The following is a 15,443-nucleotide window of genomic DNA, read 5'->3' as shown; positions in this document are numbered from 1 at the left end:
TGAGGTGGGTGGTCAGCCCTGGCGCAGCAGCTCCTGGGCCGCCCCCGTCACCTCGATGAACCGCTCCAGGTCGGGCTCGTCCTCCGTCGGCTGGAGCGCCACGGTGTGGGCGCCGGCGTCGCCGTACCGCCGCACGCCGTCGGCGATCGCCTGCGCGTCGCCCCACACGGCGTACGTGGCCAGGCCTGCGTCGTCGGCGACGTCCTGGCCCCACGCCGTGAGCTCGGCGCGCAGCCGTGCGGCCGCGTCGGGACCGGTCGCGGCGGACACGTTCTGGATCACCGGGAACGGTGCCGACGGGTCGTGGCCCGCAGCCGCCCTGCCCTCGGCGATCCGCTCCAGCACGGCCGGCAGCCCGGCCAGGCCGACGGAGCCCTCGAGGACGACGCCGTCCCCCACCTCGCCGGCGAGCCGCAGCGACCTCGGCCCGGTCGCGGCGACCGGCACCGGCACGGGCCGGGCGGGGGGCCAGTCCAGCGCGACGTCGTCCAGGGACACGTACCGACCCGACGTCGTGACCCGCTCACCGGCGAGCAGCGCGCGCAGCGCCGTCGCGTACTCGCGCATGAGCGTCAGGGGCGAGCCGGCCTTGCCGCCGACCTGCGCCATCCAGGACTGCACACCGTGCCCGATCCCAGGGATGAGTCGGCCCGGGAACATCCCGTCGACCGTCGCGACCTCCATCGCGGTGAGTGCGACGTTCCGCAGGGGCGTCGGCATGACGCCGATGCCGACGCGCACGTGGTCGGTGGCGGACAGGATCGCGCCGGCCGCGGAGATGCCGCCGGTCTGGAAGCAGTCCTCCCAGAGCCAGATCTCCTCGATGCCCGCCGCCTCGACGGCACGGGCGAGCGGGATGATGCGGGACGGCGGGGTCGATGGGCGGATGATGCACGCCAGTGTGGTCATGGGCCCCACGCTGTCACGGAGCGGGCCGTCAGATCCAGGCCTGACGCGCCGCGTGCCGGAGGCGGTCAGCCCCAGACCTCGTCGATCGACACCGGGTGGATCTGCGACTCCGCGGGCAGCCGCTCCGGGCCGGTCCACACGCGGCCGGCCTGCGCGTCGGTCGGATAGTGCACGCAGAACGCCACCACGTCCTCGTGGACCTCGAAGGCTCCGCGGACCCCGGCGGGCAGGTGGAGGAACTGCCCGACTCCCGCGGCCACCGTCTCCTCCCCGACGCGCACGGTCAGGCTTCCCTCGGTCACGAGGCAGACCTCGTCGTAGGCCCACAGGAAGTCGAACTCCACGCCCATGCGGAAGCGGATGTAGGCCAGCCCGAGCTTGGATCCCTCGTCCTCGTCGGCGATGTAGCCGACGTAGGCCTGGTGGTCGCCGACCTGGAACCAGTCGGTCACGTCCTGGACGCCGAACCTCTGGACGGTGGTGGGGTCGAAGGTCATCGCTGTGCCTCGTCTCGTCTCGGTACGAACGTGCGGCCAGGAACCCATGGTCGCAGGAGAGGGTGATGCCGCGGGAGGGCCCGAGGCGCCGGGACGGAGGACACGAGATTGATAGCCTCCGGCACGTGAGCACCGAGGACGTGAGCTTTCCCGCCGCTGACGGCGAGTCGGTCGTCGGCCGCTGGTTCCTGCCGGACGGCGAACCGGTGGGCGTCGTGGCGATCGCGCCCGCGATGGCCATGCCCATGCGGTTCTACCGGCACCTCGCGGCCTGGCTCGCGGAGCGAGGTCTCGCGGTCCTCACCTTCTCGTACCGCGGTTCGGAGCCCGAGCTCTACGGTCCGATGCGGGACTCGTCGGCGACCGCCCTCGACTGGTACCACGACGCTGAGGTGGCGGCAGGACACGCTCGCGCGCGAGCCGACGCCGTCGGCGTCCCGCTCTCCTGGGTGGGGCACTCGTTCGGCGGCCAGAGCCTGGGCTTCCTGGCCGACGTCGGAGTGGACCGCTGCGTCATGGTGACCTCGGGGACCGGCTGGCGGGGCAAGGCGGCGCCGAGGATCAGACGGTGGTCACCGCTCCTGTGGCGGGTGATCGCACCCGTGGCGACCGCTGCGGTGGGCTACTACCCGGGTCGCACGCTCCGGATCCTGGACGACGTGCCCGGCGGCGTCATGCGGCAGTGGGGCCGCTGGTGCCTGCACCCGGACTACCTGTTCAGCGAGCACCCCGAGCTGCGGGACCGCTTCGCGAAGATCCAGACGCCGGTCACGGCCCTCTGGACCAGCGACGACGAGCTCATCTCCCCCGAGTCGATCCGGTACTGGCTCCGGGAGTTTCCCCACGCGGAGGTCGAGCTGGTCGAGATGCGCGCCGCCGACCACGGCCTGAGCCGGATCGGGCACTCGGGCTTCTTCCGCCCGAAGCGCGCCGTCCTCTGGGACGAGATGCTCCTCCCCCGCCTGGCCACCGCCGCCCCGCCGAGATAGAACCGTGGCGAGGTTCTACCTCGGCAGGAGGACCGGGTCAGAGGGGGGTGACCGTGCCTCGGAAGTGGCGGGAGTCCTTGCCGGACCGCCAGCCTTCGTAGACGAAGCCCTGTGTGCCGGTCGAGACCGCCTCCGCCGCGTACCGGATCGCCACGTCGACCGTGCCCGGCAGCAGCACCGGCTTGAAGAACTCGACGGTCCACTCGTACGTGTCGCCCCGTCGCACCGGGCCGACCTCGGCCAGCGCCCGCGCCGCGGTGTACATCCCGTGGGCGATCGCCCGCGGGAACCCGAACGCCTTGGCGCCCAGGCTCGACGTGTGGATCGGGTTCTGGTCGCCCGACACCGCGCCGTACGCCCTGCCTGTGCCGCTGCCGAGCTTCCAGCGCGCGGTCGGCAGGGGCGCCGTCCACTCCTCACGCGGGGCGTCGCCGTCGGGCGCAGCGCCGTCGGGCGCCGTGAAGCCCTTGGCGAGGTAGGTCGACACGCCCTGGTAGGCGAGCTCGCGCCCGACCAGCACCTCGGCGATCAGGTCCACCTGGACGCCACGGCGGTGGGCCCGGGCGCCCTGCGCCCAGGCCCGCACCGTCAAGGCCTCGCCCAGCCGTACCGGCCGGAGCACCCGCGCCGTGTTCTTCAGGTGCACCATGCCGAGCAGCGGGAGCGGGAAGTCGCCCCGCACCATGACGGCGGTGGCGAGCGGGAAGGCCAGCACGTGGAGGAACCCGGCGGGCAGCACCTCGGACGACGGCTCGCCCAGCAGGCGCTGGTAGGCCGCCAGGTGCTCGGCCTCGCCGGTGGTGTCGACGTCCGCCACCTGGTAGGCCACCTCGGGCAGCCGGACCGCACCCTTCGGGCGTTTGCCGGCGGAGCCGGCGAGGCCCATGGCGAACAGCCCGCCCAGCTTCGGCAGCTGGGCCAGCTCTGTCACGTCGAACGACGCCGGTGCGCCCGGCACGGTCAGCTCTGTCTTTGGTGCGGTCATTTGCCCAGCATGGACTGGCCGCAGACGCGCAGCACCTGGCCGTTCACACCGTGAGCAACGGGGGACGACAGGAAGGCGATGGCCTCGGCGACGTCGATCGGCAGACCGCCCTGCTGGAGCGACGGAATGATGCGCCGGCCCACCTCGCGCGTGGCGAACGGGATCGACCTGGTCATCTCCGTCTCGATGAAGCCCGGTGCGACGGCGTTCGCCGTGCCGCCCAGCTGCGCCACGAGCGGCGCGGTGGCGGCCGTGTGGCCGATCACGCCGGACTTCGAGTACGCGTAGTTGGTCTGACCCTTGTTGCCCGCGATACCCGACGTCGAGGCGAGCGACACGATGTGCAGCCCTTCCACCCCGGCGGTCAGGAGCTGCTCGTTGATCCGCAGCTGCGAGGCGAGGTTCACCGCGATGACGGCGTCCCACTGGGCCGGCTTCATGTTCGCGAGCAGCTTGTCGCGCAGGATGCCGGCGTTGTGCACCAGGATGTCGATCCCGCCGAGATGCCGGGTCGCCTCCAGGATCTTGGTGCCCGCGTCGGCGGCGGTCACGTCGAGCTGCACCGCGGTGCCCTTGATCTCGTTCGCGACGGCGGCCAGCGACTCACCGGCCGCGGGTACGTCCACGACGACGACCTTGGCGCCGTCCCGGGCCAGGGTGCGCGCGATCGCGGCGCCGATGCCGCGCGCGGCACCGGTGACGACGGCGACCTTGCCGGCGAGCGGCTGCTTCCAGTCGACGTCCTCCAGCGTGTCCGACGGGCCGACCGGCAGCACCTGGCCGTCGACGTACGCCGACTTGGCGGACAGGAAGAAGCGGAGCGTGCCGAGCGCGGACGTCGAGTCGACGGCGGCGCCGCCGGTCAGCTGCACGCCGTTCGCCGTGGCGCCGGCCCGCAGCTCCTTGCCGACCGAGCGCGTGAAGCCCTCGAAACCGGCCCGGGTCGCGGCGACGGCCGGCGAGTCGCCGGCCCCCGGTGCGCGGGACACGACGACGACACGGCCGTTGCCCGCGAGCCTGCGGAGCGTGCTGCCCAGGGTGAGCACGGCCTCCGAGACGGCCTCGGGGGACTCGGCGGACGTGCCGACCAGCACGACGCCGCCCCAGCGGACGTCGCCGGCACCCTCGGCGGAACGGCGCACGTCGACGTCCCAGGCGAGCAGGGCCTTGGCGAGCGCGTCCGCGTCGCCGGCCGAGGCGTCGTCGGACACGACGAGCACCGGGCCGACGGTCAGCGGGGCGTCGGGGGCGTAGCGGCGCAGGATCGCGGGACGGGGGAGGCCCAGCTTCTTCGCGATGGTCTTGGTGAAGCCGCGGTTCACGGCCACCGTGTACTTGTCGGACGGGGCGGACTGGTCAGCCACGAATTTCCTTCCGGTCTGGGGGAGAGGCTCGGTCGCAGGGGTCAGGTCGCGGGGATCAGACGGACTCGACGACGGCGACGGCGCCCAGGCCACCGGCGGCGCAGACCGAGATCAGCGCCCGTGCCGGGCGGCCGGTCTCGGCCGCCTTCGCGGCCACCAGCTTCGCGGCGGTGGCGATGATGCGTCCGCCGGTCGCCGCGAACGGGTGGCCCGCCGCGAGCGAGGAGCCGTTCACGTTGAGCTTGCTGCGGTCGATCTTGCCGAACGCACCGTCGAGACCGAGCTCGGTGCGGCAGTACTCCTCGTCCTCCCACGCGGCGAGCGTGGTCAGCACGGTGGAGGCGAACGCCTCGTGGATCTCGAAGAAGTCGATGTCCTCGAGGGTCAGGCCGTTGCGGGCCAGCAGGCGCGGCACCGCGGCGGCCGGCGCCATGAGGAGACCTTCGTGGCCGTGCACGAAGTCGACGGCCGCCGTCTCGGCGTCGACGAACTTCGCCAGGATCGGCAGGTCACGCTCCTCGGCCCACTCGCGCGAGGAGAACAGGACGGCGGACGCACCGTCCGTCAGCGGCGTGGAGTTGCCCGCCGTCATCGTGGCCGTCTCTCCCAGCTTCGTGCCGAAGACCGGCTTGAGCTTGGCAAGCTTCTCGAGCGACGTGTCGGGGCGCATGTTGTCGTCGCGGGTCAGGCCCTTGAACGGGGTGACCAGGTCGTCGAAGAAGCCCGACTCCCAGGCGCGGGCGAGGTTCTGGTGCGAGTTGTACGCGATCTCGTCCTGGGCCTCGCGCGAGATGCCCCACTTGGCTGTGGTGACGGCCTGGTGCTCGCCCATCGACAGGTGGGTGCGGGGCTCGCCGGTGCCCGGCGTGGCCGGCGCCAGGTCCTTGGGACGGACCTGGAGCAGCGCCTTGATCTTCGCGCCGGTGGTCTTGGCGTGGTTCGCGTCCAGGAGCGCCGCGCGCAGGCGGTCGCTGACGACGATCGGCGCGTCCGACACGGTGTCGGTGCCGCCGGCGATCGCGGACTCGATCTGGCCCAGCTTGATCTTGTTGGTGACGGCGATGGCGGCCTCGAGGCCGGTGGCGCACGCCTGCTGTACGTCGTAGGCGGGCGTCGTGGGCGCCAGCGAGGAGCCCAGCACCGACTCGCGGATCAGGTTGAAGTTCTTGCTGTGCTTGAGCACGGCGCCGCCGGCGACCTCACCCAGGCGCTCGCCCTGCAGACCGAACCGGGCGACGAGGCCCTCCAGCGCTGCGGTGAACATGTCCTGGTTGCTGGTCCGGACGTACTTCTTGCCGGCGCGGGAGAACGGGATGCGGTTGCCGCCGATGATCACGGCTTCACGCGTGGACGGGACGGGGGAGGGGGTAGTGGACACGTCGCTGTTCCTTCTCACTTCGTCGTCGGGCAAGTGGCTTCGTAGAACGAGCCTCGTCGAGGCCGGGACGGGCCGCGACCCGGTTCGCCCCGGGGTGGTGCCCAGGACTCACAGTACCTGATACTCTCAGTCTCGTGAGACGAATCACAAGACCTCTAGCGAGTGACGGTGGGGAGGCGGACCGATGAGCATCGGAGTCGACGGTCGTTCGACCCGCTGGGACGACCACCGCACGGCACGTCGGGCAGAGCTCGTCCGTGCCGCGCGCAAGGCGGTGCACCGCCTCGGACCTGCGGTCTCGATGGACGAGATCGCCGCTGCAGCGGGCACGTCCAAGTCCATCGTCTACCGGTACTTCGACGACAAGGCCGGTCTGCGCCTCGCCGTCGCGGAGACCGTGGTGATGCAGATGCACGACGCACTGCGTGCCGCCGCACAGCGTGCGGACAACCCCGAGATGGCGCTGCGCGAGATGGTGCGGGTCTACCTCGAGATGATCGAGAGCTCGCCCAACGTGTACTGGTTCGTCACGCGTACCGCCATCGGCGGAAACGAGCCGGCACCGGTCGAGAGCGGCCGTCGTGGCCGCCGGGCCGCTGCTGCCGAGGACACGGCCGACGCCACCGTCCCGACCACACCCGTCGACCTGCACCCGCTCGGGGCCTACCTCGACTCCGTGATCGAGCTCGTCGCGGAACCGTTCGCGCGGGCCACCGACGTCCCCGAGGCCGATGCGGCCGCCTGGGCCGCCGGCGCCGTCGGCTTCGTGCGGGGCTCCGGCGAGTGGTGGCTCGGCCACCGCAACATCGAGGCCAGCCCGCTGACCCGGGAAGAGCTGACCGAGCGCGTGACGCTCTGGCTCTGGACCGGTCCGGTGGGCGTGCTGCACCACAACCGCCCCGGTTCCGCGACCGTCACCGCCTGACCGACCACTCATAGACCCACCCTCCCGAACCCAGTACCTGGCCCACCGGCCGCACACCGAGGAGAATCGATGACGACCACCTCCGAGTCCGTGACCACCCCCACGGCCACCGAGGCCGCAGCGCCCCAGCCCCAGGCGCCTCGTCCGGCGTCGGGCACCCGCGTGGACGTGCCCGCCCTGCAGCGCATGCTGCTCGGCCGCTGGCCCGAGGAGCGTGCGGAGGCTCGTCGCATGGTGGCCGAGCATCCCGAGCTCTGGAAGCAGGAGGGGATCACCAAGGAGGAGCACCGGGAGATCGCCCTCGCCCAGATGAAGCAGATGGTGCCCTACGGCCACGTCCTGCGGGCGTTCCCGGAGCGGCTCGGTGGCCGCGCGCAGGCGGGCGCCAACCTGGTGGGGTTCGAGGAGCTGGTCGCCGCCGACCCGTCGCTGCAGATCAAGGCGGGCGTGCAGTGGGGCCTGTTCGGCTCCGCCATCCTGCACCTCGGTACCGAGGAGCAGCAGGACCGGCTGCTTCCCGGGGCGATGGACCTGAGCGTGCCCGGAGCGTTCGCGATGACGGAGACCGGCCACGGCTCCGACGTCGCCTCGATCGGCACGACCGCCACGTACGACCCCGAGACCGAGGAGTTCGTGCTCAACACCCCGTTCCGCGGGGCGTGGAAGCAGTATCTCGGCAACGCGGCGAAGCACGGCGTCGCGGCCACGGTCTTCGCGCAGCTCGTCACCAACGGCGTCGACCACGGTGTGCACTGCTTCTACGTGCCGATCCGCGACCCGCAGACCATGGAGTTCCTGCCGGGCGTCGGCGGCGAGGACGACGGGCAGAAGGGCGGCCTCAACGGCATCGACAACGGCAAGCTGCACTTCACGAACGTGCGCGTGCCACGGCAGGACCTGCTCGCCCGCTACGGCCAGGTGGCCCCGGACGGCACCTACACCTCCTCGATCGACAGCCCTGGCCGGCGCTTCTTCACCATGCTGGGCGCCCTGGTGCAGGGCCGCGTCTCGCTGGACGGCGCGGCGATCACCGCGGCGAAGATCGGTCTCGCGATCGCCACGAAGTATGCCGACCAGCGCCGCCAGTTCTCGCCGTCGGCCGGTGCCGACGAGCTGACGCTGCTCGACTACGCGACGCACCGCCGCCGTCTCTTCCCCCGCATCGCCGAGGCGTACGCGATGCACTTCGCGCACGACGAGCTGCTCGACCTGTTCGACGCGGTGTTCTCCGGCCGCGAGGACACCCCGGCCATGCGCGAGGACCTCGAGACGACGGCCGCCGCGCTCAAGGCGACCTCCACCTGGTACTCGCTCGACACCCTGCAGGAGTGCCGCGAGGCCTGCGGCGGCGCCGGCTTCCTCTCGGAGAACCGCTTCACCGGTCTGCGCGCGGACCTCGACATCTACGCCACGTTCGAGGGCGACAACCACGTGCTGCTGCAGCTCGCGGCCAAGCGCCTCGTGGGCGACTACGGCAAGCGGATGGCCAAGGTGGCGAAGTCCCCCGGGGGCATGGCGACCATCGTGGCCGGACAGGCCAAGGACGCGGTGCTGCACAAGCTCCCGCTGAAGAGGCTCGGCCAGACGGTGGCCGACGGCGGCCGTGCGCGCTCCGCGGGCCGGCTGCTGGACGCCGAGGTGCAGCGTGAGCTCATCGCCGGGCGCTTCGAGGGCATGGTCGCGTCGACCGCGATGGGCATGCGGCCGGCGCTCAAGGCCGACTCGATCCGCGCGCAGGAGATCTTCGACGACAACCAGGTGAACCTCATCGGGTCCGCCGCCGCGTGGGCCGAGCTGGTGCGCTGGGACGCGTTCACGAAGGCCATCGGCAAGGTGTCCGACGCCGACACCCGCAAGGTGCTGACCCTGCTCCGGGACATCTACGGCCTCACCACCATCGAGCGGCACCTCGACTGGCACCTGACCAACGGCCGCCTCTCGACGGGTCGCGCCAAGGCTGTCACGTCGACGATCGACCGGCTGCTCAAGCAGCTCCGGCCGCACGTGCTCGACGTCATCGACGCCTGGGGCTTCACGCAGGAGCACCTGCGCGCCCCCATCGCCGACGGCTCCGAGAAGGTGCGTCAGGACGAGGCGGCCGCGTACTACCGCGAGCTGCGGGCGAGCGGTACGGCGCCGATCAGCGAGAAGGAGCTGCGCAAGCGGGAGGCGCGGGGCGCCTGACGCAGCGGGCCGGCGACGACGAAGGGCCTCGACGGGCTCGACCACCGGTGGTCGAGCCCGTCGAGGCCCTTCGTCGTCCGCCTATGGGTGACGGGTCACGCGGCGTCGGGCACCGCGGCCACGACGGGGACGGGAAGCTGCTGCACGGGAGCCGGGACGGGCTCCTCCGCGGCCTCCTCGTCGTCGACGGTGCGCGCCAGCGGCCCGCCGAGCGTCACGGGGGCGCCCTGCTCCGTCGCCGGCTCAGGGGTCGCCCGTACGGTCGCAAAAGTGCCCGCCAGCCCGAGGAGGGCGGCGAGCACGGCGAGCGGTACCAGCTGGTAGGCGACCGAGAATCCGAGCAGTACGCCGCTACCCACGGCGACGATCGATCCAAGGACTAGTACACGGGTCATCAGGAGCCTCCCTGCCAAGGTATCTCCGAGGAGCAATGCCTGACCCCAGGGGGGATCCCGTGAAACGCCGGGCGCCGACGGACGGCATCGGGCGCCCGGGAGCGCACGACGACATGAGCTGGGGTCCGGCTGAGCTGGGGCTCATCAGATTGTGTGGCGAGCCTGCCTCGCCGTCGCTTCCAGGAAACCTCAACCGAGGCGCCTTCGCACCTCGAATCGCACCGGCGCCGGTCACGAATCGGTCACGGTGCGGTTGCCCCTGGTGGGCGGTCCGGCGGCGTCAGACCGGGTTGCAGTGCGCGGTGGCGGTGAGGATGAGACCGACGTCGGGCCGCCAGGGCTCGAGGTTCCACGTGGCCTTGTCGGGTGCGCCCACCGCGTGGCACACGAGCTGGTCGCCCATGGTGGTGCTGCCTGCGTCCGGCTCGGCCGCCACCAGCTGGGTGCGGATCAGGTCGAGGCCCGCCTGGCCGGCGTGCCGCGCCCAGTCCGTCGGGTCGACCGCGAGCGAGCGCCCGCCCTCGTTCTCGCCCCAGGTCGCGCTCTCGATCGCGTGCGTGCCGACCACGAACGTGACGGGCAGCGGACCGGGACGGCGCGCCGTCCCGGCCGAGTCCGACCCGCGGGCCACCCTGGGCCGGTCTACCTCCACCCGGGCACGGGTGGCGTCGATGTCGGTGACCTCGATGCGGGGCGCGTCGTCCTCCGTCGTGCCCGACGGTGTGGCGGGCGGGCTGACCGCCGCGACGGGGGTGCCGTCACCGTCCAGCACGGTGATGCTGCCGTCGCTGTCGACGTCGAGCGCGCCGGGGGAGGCAAGTGCGATGCGTGCCGAGCCGCCGGGAGCGAGGCTGAGGGTGACCGTCCGGGTGCCCGGCCCGTCCTCGTCCGCCTGTACGGTGACGGCCTTCCGGGCGCCGATCCGCAGGACGACGTCGTCGAGGGTGATCGTGCTGGTGCGCGGCTTGGGCCGGCTGCGAACCGGCGCCTTCGTGTCCTCGGACGGCTGGGACGGCTCCGCTCCGGTGGGCGACGGCCCGGCGTCCGCGCCGCGGGCGCCGTCTCCCCGGTCGGCCAGGTCGCAGCCGCTCAGGGCGAGGAGCGCGGCCAGCGCGGTGCACACGGCAAGGGGCGACCGGGCGGCTCGTCGGATCGGCACCTCCCCATTGTGCGGGTGGCCGGCACGGACCGGCGCGTTGGGTGGCGCGTGTCGCCGTCACCCCCTATGTTTAGAACATGCGTTCGAACAAGGTGCTGGTGACTCGTGGTCCCGCCGATGTGCCGGGCCAGTCTCCGCGTGGTGCAGCCGCACCGCGCGAGTCGGGGTTCGCGAGCGGTTTCGCGGATCTCACGGAGGCGGTCGACGCCGTGGCGGCGGTCGACGCGCTCCTTGCCTCGCTCGCGGCCTCACGGGCGGTGCTCATGGAGTCCGTCCGGGAGTGGGTCGCCGATCAGCCCGAGCTGTTCGAGGCCCCGGAGGTCGACGCGGACGATCTCGCCGGGCTGGCGCCCGAGCTCGTCGAGCAGCTGGCCAGGGCGCTGCGGGTGCCGGAAGGCTCGGCGGTAGCGCTCATCGAGGAGTCCCGTGCGCTGGTGCACGAGCATCCGCGGACGCTCGCCGCGCTGCGCGGCGGGCACATCACCCACGCGCACGCGCAGACGATCCTCGGCTACACGGACGGGCTGCGGCGGAGCAACCGGCTGGCGCTCGAGACCCGTCTGCTCAAGCGGGCGCGCACGACCACCCCGGGTGAGCTGAGCATGGTCGCGCGCGCGGAGCGCGAACGTCGGCTGCGTCCGGAACGGCCGACGGGAGCACCGGTCGTGCGTCAGGCGGCGGTCGCCCGGCGGCAGCGGCTCAGCGCTTCCCCCACAGGTCGTCCCACGCGGTGAACGGGTCGTCGGCGCGGGAGGACTGCTGCTGGCTGCCGCCCGCCGCCACGGCGGGGGCCTGGCTGCCCCACGTGGTGCTGCCCCAGGTCGGGTTGCCCCAGGTCGGACCGTTCCATGTCGGGCTGTTCCAGGTCGGGCCGGCCGGGACCTGCTGATCCGGGCCGGAGCTGTCCGGGTCGGCGCCGTGCGGGAGCCAGTCCTGCTGCGGTGGGGGCCAACCGTGCTGCTGGTCGGACGTGCTCGTCCCGTGCTGCTCCGCGGCGGGGTATGACGAGTCGTACGGGGCCACGTGATCGTCGAGCGCTGTCGCGGGCTCGGGTGCCTGGTTCGGCTCCGTCCACTGCTGCGCCGTCTCGGTCGGTCCGGACCAGAGCGGGGCGGGCCCGTCCTGTACCGGCCAGGGCGGCCGAGGGGCGGGTTGGGCCGGGTTGGCCGGCGCCTCGTAGCTCTCGGTCGCGTAGGTCTGGACGTCGTAGGCCGGGGCAGCGTAGGGCTGAACGCCGCCGTTCTGCCCCGGTGCGGCGACCGCGGCAAAGGTGGTGGTGGCGAGGTACTGCTCGAACGGCACGTCGAAGGTCTCGTCGTCCGACCAGGCGGCGTCCCAGGCCGCGGCGACCCGAGGGGCACCGGCGTGACGCCCGTCGTCGGGCATCGGGGGGAGGTTGAGCTCGCCGGATCCGTGCAGCACCTGGTCGTGCATCTGCCCGACCCAGTTGACCGCCAGCTCGAAGCGCATGGCGCCGAGTCCGTTCACGCCCAGCTCGCCGCCCAGGGCGGGGTGCGGGTTGAAGGTGTAGACGTCCTCCTCGCCGAGGTGGATGCCGCGGCGCCGGGCATCGCGGACCAGGTCGTCCATGAGGTAGGTGGCGCGGCCCTCCGCCGACTCCAGCTCGGCGTACATGGTGACCGCCGAGGTCCAGCGGAGCTCGAGCGTGCCCTCGACGGTGTCCAGGAACCACCATCCGTCCAGCGACTCGAGGAAGAGGTCGCCGAAACAGGTCGCGAAGCGCGGAGTCTGCTCGCGGAGCCCCAGCCACTGCCATGAGGCAAGCCCGAACTCGAAGGAAACCTTCGGAAAAGTTCGAAGCAGCTTCATGTCCGAATGAAACCACTATCGGGTAAACGACGGGAAGCCCCCGATGACATCTTTGTTACGCCAGCAGTCAATAGTGGCGCGGGGCTCACGCGAGGCCCGACGCGGGCACCTTGCTGGCCGTGCAACGAGCCGGAGGGAGTGTCACCGGCGCGGCCTACCGTTGTGGCATGAGCGACGAGCGACAGGTGGCCGAGGCGCGGGCCGGAGAGCGGCGTGCCGTCGAGGTGCGCGATGCCGTGCCCGCCGAGTACGAGGCGGTCGGCAAGATCGTCGCTGAGGCGTTCTTCGCGGACGGGCAGCTCGACGCCCCCGGCTCCGCGTTCTACGCCGACGTGCTCCGCGACGTCGCGAGCCGGGCGGACGCCGCGGAGATCATCGTCGCGCTGGACGACGGCGTGGTACGGGGCGGCGTGACGTTCGTGCCGCGCGGCGGCCCGATGGCCGACATCGCCCAGGACGGCGAGGCGGAGATCCGCATGCTCGGCGTCGCGCCGGACGCCCAGGGACAGGGCGTGGGGACCGCGCTCGTGCGCGAGTGCATCGCCCGCTCTGCCGGGGCGCGCCGGATCGTCCTGTCCACCCAGACCGTCGCGCACGGTGCGCACCGGCTCTACGAGCGGCTCGGCTTCAGGCGCGAGCCCGCTCGTGCCTGGGCGCCCGTACCCGGGGTGGACCTGCTCTGCTACGCGCTGGAGCTGACCTGTCCGGCGGAGCGGTAGCGGGGCCGGCCCGGCCACCGCAGCAGTCCCGACGTGATCGCCACCCCCAGCAGCAGGAGCAGGCCGCCCCCGGTCTCGGCCGCGTTCGGCACCTCGTCCAGTGCCAGCCAGGCGGCGGTCATGCCCACCACCGGGACCAGCATGGTGAACGGCACCACCGCGCTCGCCCGGTACCGGTCCAGCAGGGTGTTCCAGATGCCGTAGCCCACCAGGCTCGCGAGCCACGCGGTGTAGAGGGTGGACAGCACGGCGGCCCACGTGGGGTGCGTCAGCGAGTAGCCGACGGCGGCAGGACCGTCCAGCACCAGCGAGAGAGCGAACATCGGCACCGGCACCACGAGTGCCGACCACACGGTCATGGAGAGTCCGGCCAGCGGGCTCTGACGGCCGCCCGCCGCCTGGGTCGCCGAACCCAGCCGGCGCACGATCACGTTGCCGGTCGCCCACGACGCCGCAGCCGCGAGCGTGAGCAGGAACGCGAGGCCGGGTGTGGCCGCCGACCGCCCGACACCCACGATCACCAGCCCTACCGCACCCAGCAGGACGCCGACGAGCTGCGGCGGCGTCGGGCGCTCGCGGAGCGCCACCGAGGCGAACAGGACGGTGAGGACCACCTGCGCCTGGAGCACGAGCGAGGCCAGGCCGGGCGGCATGTCGAGCCAGATCGCCGTGTACATCAGGGCGAACTGGCCGAGGCTGAGGAACAGGCCCACCACGAGGACGTCCTTGAACGCGGCCGCCGGCCGGGGGACCAGGAAGATCGCGGGGATCAGCACCACGACGAACCGGATCGCCAGGAACAGCACGGGTGGCACGTCGTCGACGCCGGCGTCGATCGCGAGGAAGTTGGTGCCCCAGATGATCATGACGAGCACGGCGAGGAGCGAGTGGCGCAGGGGCATGCGGCCATGGTCGGCCGGGGCAACCCTGCACGTCCATCGCATATCACTGGCTGACCATTCAGCGGGACTGAAGGGTCACTGTGGGCGTCTGACTACGTACTTTCACCATCTTGTCCCATCGGACGGGTGAAAAGTAGCGTCGCCTCACCATCCAGTGCGATCGACCACAGGCCCCGCCCCGCCCTCTGCGCGGCGGGAGACACATCTTCGCGAAGGAGCGTCCGATGCGTAGCACGAGACACCGCACCATCCGCACCACCGTCACGGCGTCCGCCGCCGCGGCCCTCGTCCTGTCCGCCTCGCTCGTCGCCTCCGCGGCGGCCCCGAAGGCGCACGAGGCCGGGTCGGCGCCGGCCGCGCAGGACGCCGCCCTCGGCGCGCTGACCTGGTCCGACGAGTTCGACGGCGCGGCGGGCAGCGCCCCGGACCCGGCCACCTGGAACCTGGAGACCGGCGCCGGCGGCTGGGGCAACAACGAGCTGCAGACGTACACCAGCTCCCGCGAGAACTCCGCCCTGGACGGCAACGGGAACCTCGTCATCACGGCCCGCCAGGACGGCAACGGCGGCTACACCTCGGCCCGGTTGACCACGCAGGGCAAGGTCCAGCCGAAGTACGGCCACCTCGAGGCGCGGATCAAGATTCCCCGGGGCCAGGGCATCTGGCCGGCGTTCTGGATGCTCGGCGGCCAGATCGGCAACGGCGTCCCGTGGCCCGACTCGGGCGAGATCGACATCATGGAGAACGTCGGGTACGAGCCCCACATGGTGCACGGGACCCTGCACGGACCCGGCTACTCGGGCGGCGCGGGCATCGGCGCGTCGTACACGCACCCGCAGGGCTGGTCGTTCGCCGACGACTTCCACGTCTTCGCCATCGACTGGGAGCCGGGTCGGATCAGCTGGTCGGTGGACGGCAACGTCTACCAGACCCGCACCACCGCCGACACGGGCGGCAACCAGTGGGTCTTCGACCAGCCGTTCTTCTTCCTCCTGAACGTCGCCGTCGGCGGCAACTGGCCGGGATACCCGGACGGGACCACGCAGTTCCCCCAGCAGATGGTCGTCGACTACGTCCGCGTGTACGACTCCCAGCTCTGACCGGTGCCCGACCTGTCAGACGGACGGATCACTCCTGTGACCTGTGTGTCTGGCAGGTCTGCGTACGGGCGACCACCCTGCTGCGTGACGCGTCGTAGACTGGCGTG

Annotated in this window: 15 protein-coding genes; 6 read left to right on the top strand and 9 right to left on the bottom strand. The window is 72.1% G+C overall.

What is annotated here, in order from left to right; all coding sequences use genetic code 11:
• Positions 1-12: 12 nt before the first annotated feature.
• Positions 13-909 carry an LLM class flavin-dependent oxidoreductase gene (locus LUM46_RS01455; RefSeq protein WP_274991804.1) on the bottom strand — a complete coding sequence of 299 codons (897 nt, stop codon included), beginning with the start codon at positions 907-909 and terminating at the stop codon, positions 13-15.
• Between the two features lie 65 nt (positions 910-974).
• Complete coding sequence (locus tag LUM46_RS01450) at positions 975-1,406, bottom strand: cupin domain-containing protein (RefSeq protein ID WP_274991803.1); 432 nt, start codon at positions 1,404-1,406, stop codon at positions 975-977.
• A gap of 125 nt (positions 1,407-1,531) precedes the next feature.
• Between LUM46_RS01450 and LUM46_RS01445 the strand changes: the two genes are divergently transcribed.
• Entirely contained in the window at positions 1,532-2,395 is an 864-nt protein-coding gene (locus LUM46_RS01445) for an alpha/beta hydrolase family protein (RefSeq protein WP_274991802.1), read from the top strand.
• 37 nt (positions 2,396-2,432) lie between these two features.
• On the opposite strand, the gene LUM46_RS01440 is transcribed toward LUM46_RS01445, so the two are convergent.
• The 3 genes from LUM46_RS01440 to LUM46_RS01430 are packed head-to-tail and all read right to left on the bottom strand — an operon-like array spanning position 2,433 to position 6,122.
• A complete protein-coding gene (locus tag LUM46_RS01440; RefSeq protein WP_274991800.1) occupies positions 2,433-3,380 on the bottom strand; it encodes a MaoC/PaaZ C-terminal domain-containing protein in 948 nt (315 codons plus the stop codon).
• Complete coding sequence (locus tag LUM46_RS01435) at positions 3,377-4,744, bottom strand: 3-oxoacyl-ACP reductase (protein ID WP_274991799.1); 1,368 nt, start codon at positions 4,742-4,744, stop codon at positions 3,377-3,379. The genes LUM46_RS01440 and LUM46_RS01435 overlap by 4 nt, the downstream gene beginning before the upstream one ends.
• A 55-nt stretch (positions 4,745-4,799) precedes the next feature.
• A complete protein-coding gene (locus LUM46_RS01430) occupies positions 4,800-6,122 on the bottom strand; it encodes an acetyl-CoA C-acetyltransferase (protein ID WP_274991798.1) in 1,323 nt (440 codons plus the stop codon).
• Positions 6,123-6,306: 184 nt separating this feature from the next.
• Between LUM46_RS01430 and LUM46_RS01425 the strand changes: the two genes are divergently transcribed.
• Together LUM46_RS01425 and LUM46_RS01420 are read left to right on the top strand one after the other, a co-directional pair.
• Positions 6,307-7,047 carry a TetR/AcrR family transcriptional regulator gene (locus LUM46_RS01425; RefSeq protein WP_274991797.1) on the top strand — a complete coding sequence of 247 codons (741 nt, stop codon included), beginning with the start codon at positions 6,307-6,309 and terminating at the stop codon, positions 7,045-7,047.
• A 69-nt stretch (positions 7,048-7,116) separates the two neighbouring features.
• Positions 7,117-9,231: an acyl-CoA dehydrogenase family protein gene (locus LUM46_RS01420; protein ID WP_274991796.1), complete on the top strand. Its 2,115-nt coding sequence runs from the start codon at positions 7,117-7,119 to the stop codon at positions 9,229-9,231.
• A 95-nt stretch (positions 9,232-9,326) separates the two neighbouring features.
• On the opposite strand, the gene LUM46_RS01415 is transcribed toward LUM46_RS01420, so the two are convergent.
• On the bottom strand, positions 9,327-9,626 hold the full coding sequence (locus LUM46_RS01415; RefSeq protein WP_274991794.1) for a hypothetical protein: 300 nt from the start codon (positions 9,624-9,626) through the stop codon (positions 9,327-9,329).
• A gap of 280 nt (positions 9,627-9,906) precedes the next feature.
• Complete coding sequence (locus LUM46_RS01410) at positions 9,907-10,785, bottom strand: DUF2599 domain-containing protein (RefSeq protein ID WP_274991793.1); 879 nt, start codon at positions 10,783-10,785, stop codon at positions 9,907-9,909.
• 77 nt (positions 10,786-10,862) lie between these two features.
• On the opposite strand from LUM46_RS01410, the gene LUM46_RS01405 reads away from it, so the two are divergent.
• Complete coding sequence (locus LUM46_RS01405; RefSeq protein ID WP_274991792.1) at positions 10,863-11,519, top strand: hypothetical protein; 657 nt, start codon at positions 10,863-10,865, stop codon at positions 11,517-11,519.
• On the opposite strand, the gene LUM46_RS01400 is transcribed toward LUM46_RS01405, so the two are convergent.
• Positions 11,485-12,615, bottom strand: coding sequence for a T6SS immunity protein Tdi1 domain-containing protein (locus LUM46_RS01400; RefSeq protein WP_274991791.1), 1,131 nt, complete (start codon positions 12,613-12,615; stop codon positions 11,485-11,487). The two genes, LUM46_RS01405 and LUM46_RS01400, sit on opposite strands and share 35 nt — an antisense overlap.
• A 167-nt stretch (positions 12,616-12,782) precedes the next feature.
• On the opposite strand from LUM46_RS01400, the gene LUM46_RS01395 reads away from it, so the two are divergent.
• Positions 12,783-13,334, top strand: coding sequence for a GNAT family N-acetyltransferase (locus LUM46_RS01395; protein WP_274991789.1), 552 nt, complete (start codon positions 12,783-12,785; stop codon positions 13,332-13,334).
• Here the strand turns inward: LUM46_RS01395 and LUM46_RS01390 are convergent.
• Complete coding sequence (locus LUM46_RS01390) at positions 13,298-14,236, bottom strand: EamA family transporter (protein WP_274991788.1); 939 nt, start codon at positions 14,234-14,236, stop codon at positions 13,298-13,300. The genes LUM46_RS01395 and LUM46_RS01390 overlap by 37 nt on opposite strands.
• Before the next feature lie 224 nt (positions 14,237-14,460).
• Between LUM46_RS01390 and LUM46_RS01385 the strand changes: the two genes are divergently transcribed.
• A complete protein-coding gene (locus LUM46_RS01385; protein ID WP_274991786.1) occupies positions 14,461-15,336 on the top strand; it encodes a glycoside hydrolase family 16 protein in 876 nt (291 codons plus the stop codon).
• Positions 15,337-15,443: the final 107 nt, after the last annotated feature.

Source organism: Promicromonospora iranensis (assembly GCF_028994805.1).
GTDB lineage: Bacteria > Actinomycetota > Actinomycetes > Actinomycetales > Cellulomonadaceae > Promicromonospora > Promicromonospora iranensis.
This window is presented reverse-complemented; position numbering and strand designations above follow the sequence as displayed.

Bases quoted from the DNA above. Each gene is read 5' to 3' on its own strand.
- LUM46_RS01455 (WP_274991804.1), bottom strand. From the start codon at position 909: ATGACCACACTGGCGTGCATCATCCGCCCATCGACCCCGCCGTCCCGC.
- LUM46_RS01450 (WP_274991803.1), bottom strand. From the start codon at position 1,406: ATGACCTTCGACCCCACCACCGTCCAGAGGTTCGGCGTCCAGGACGTG.
- LUM46_RS01440 (WP_274991800.1), bottom strand. From the start codon at position 3,380: ATGACCGCACCAAAGACAGAGCTGACCGTGCCGGGCGCACCGGCGTCG.
- LUM46_RS01425 (WP_274991797.1), top strand. From the start codon at position 6,307: ATGAGCATCGGAGTCGACGGTCGTTCGACCCGCTGGGACGACCACCGC.
- LUM46_RS01420 (WP_274991796.1), top strand. From the start codon at position 7,117: ATGACGACCACCTCCGAGTCCGTGACCACCCCCACGGCCACCGAGGCC.
- LUM46_RS01415 (WP_274991794.1), bottom strand. From the start codon at position 9,626: ATGACCCGTGTACTAGTCCTTGGATCGATCGTCGCCGTGGGTAGCGGC.
- LUM46_RS01405 (WP_274991792.1), top strand. From the start codon at position 10,863: ATGCGTTCGAACAAGGTGCTGGTGACTCGTGGTCCCGCCGATGTGCCG.
- LUM46_RS01400 (WP_274991791.1), bottom strand. From the start codon at position 12,615: ATGAAGCTGCTTCGAACTTTTCCGAAGGTTTCCTTCGAGTTCGGGCTT.
- LUM46_RS01395 (WP_274991789.1), top strand. From the start codon at position 12,783: ATGAGCGACGAGCGACAGGTGGCCGAGGCGCGGGCCGGAGAGCGGCGT.
- LUM46_RS01390 (WP_274991788.1), bottom strand. From the start codon at position 14,236: ATGCCCCTGCGCCACTCGCTCCTCGCCGTGCTCGTCATGATCATCTGG.
- LUM46_RS01385 (WP_274991786.1), top strand. From the start codon at position 14,461: ATGCGTAGCACGAGACACCGCACCATCCGCACCACCGTCACGGCGTCC.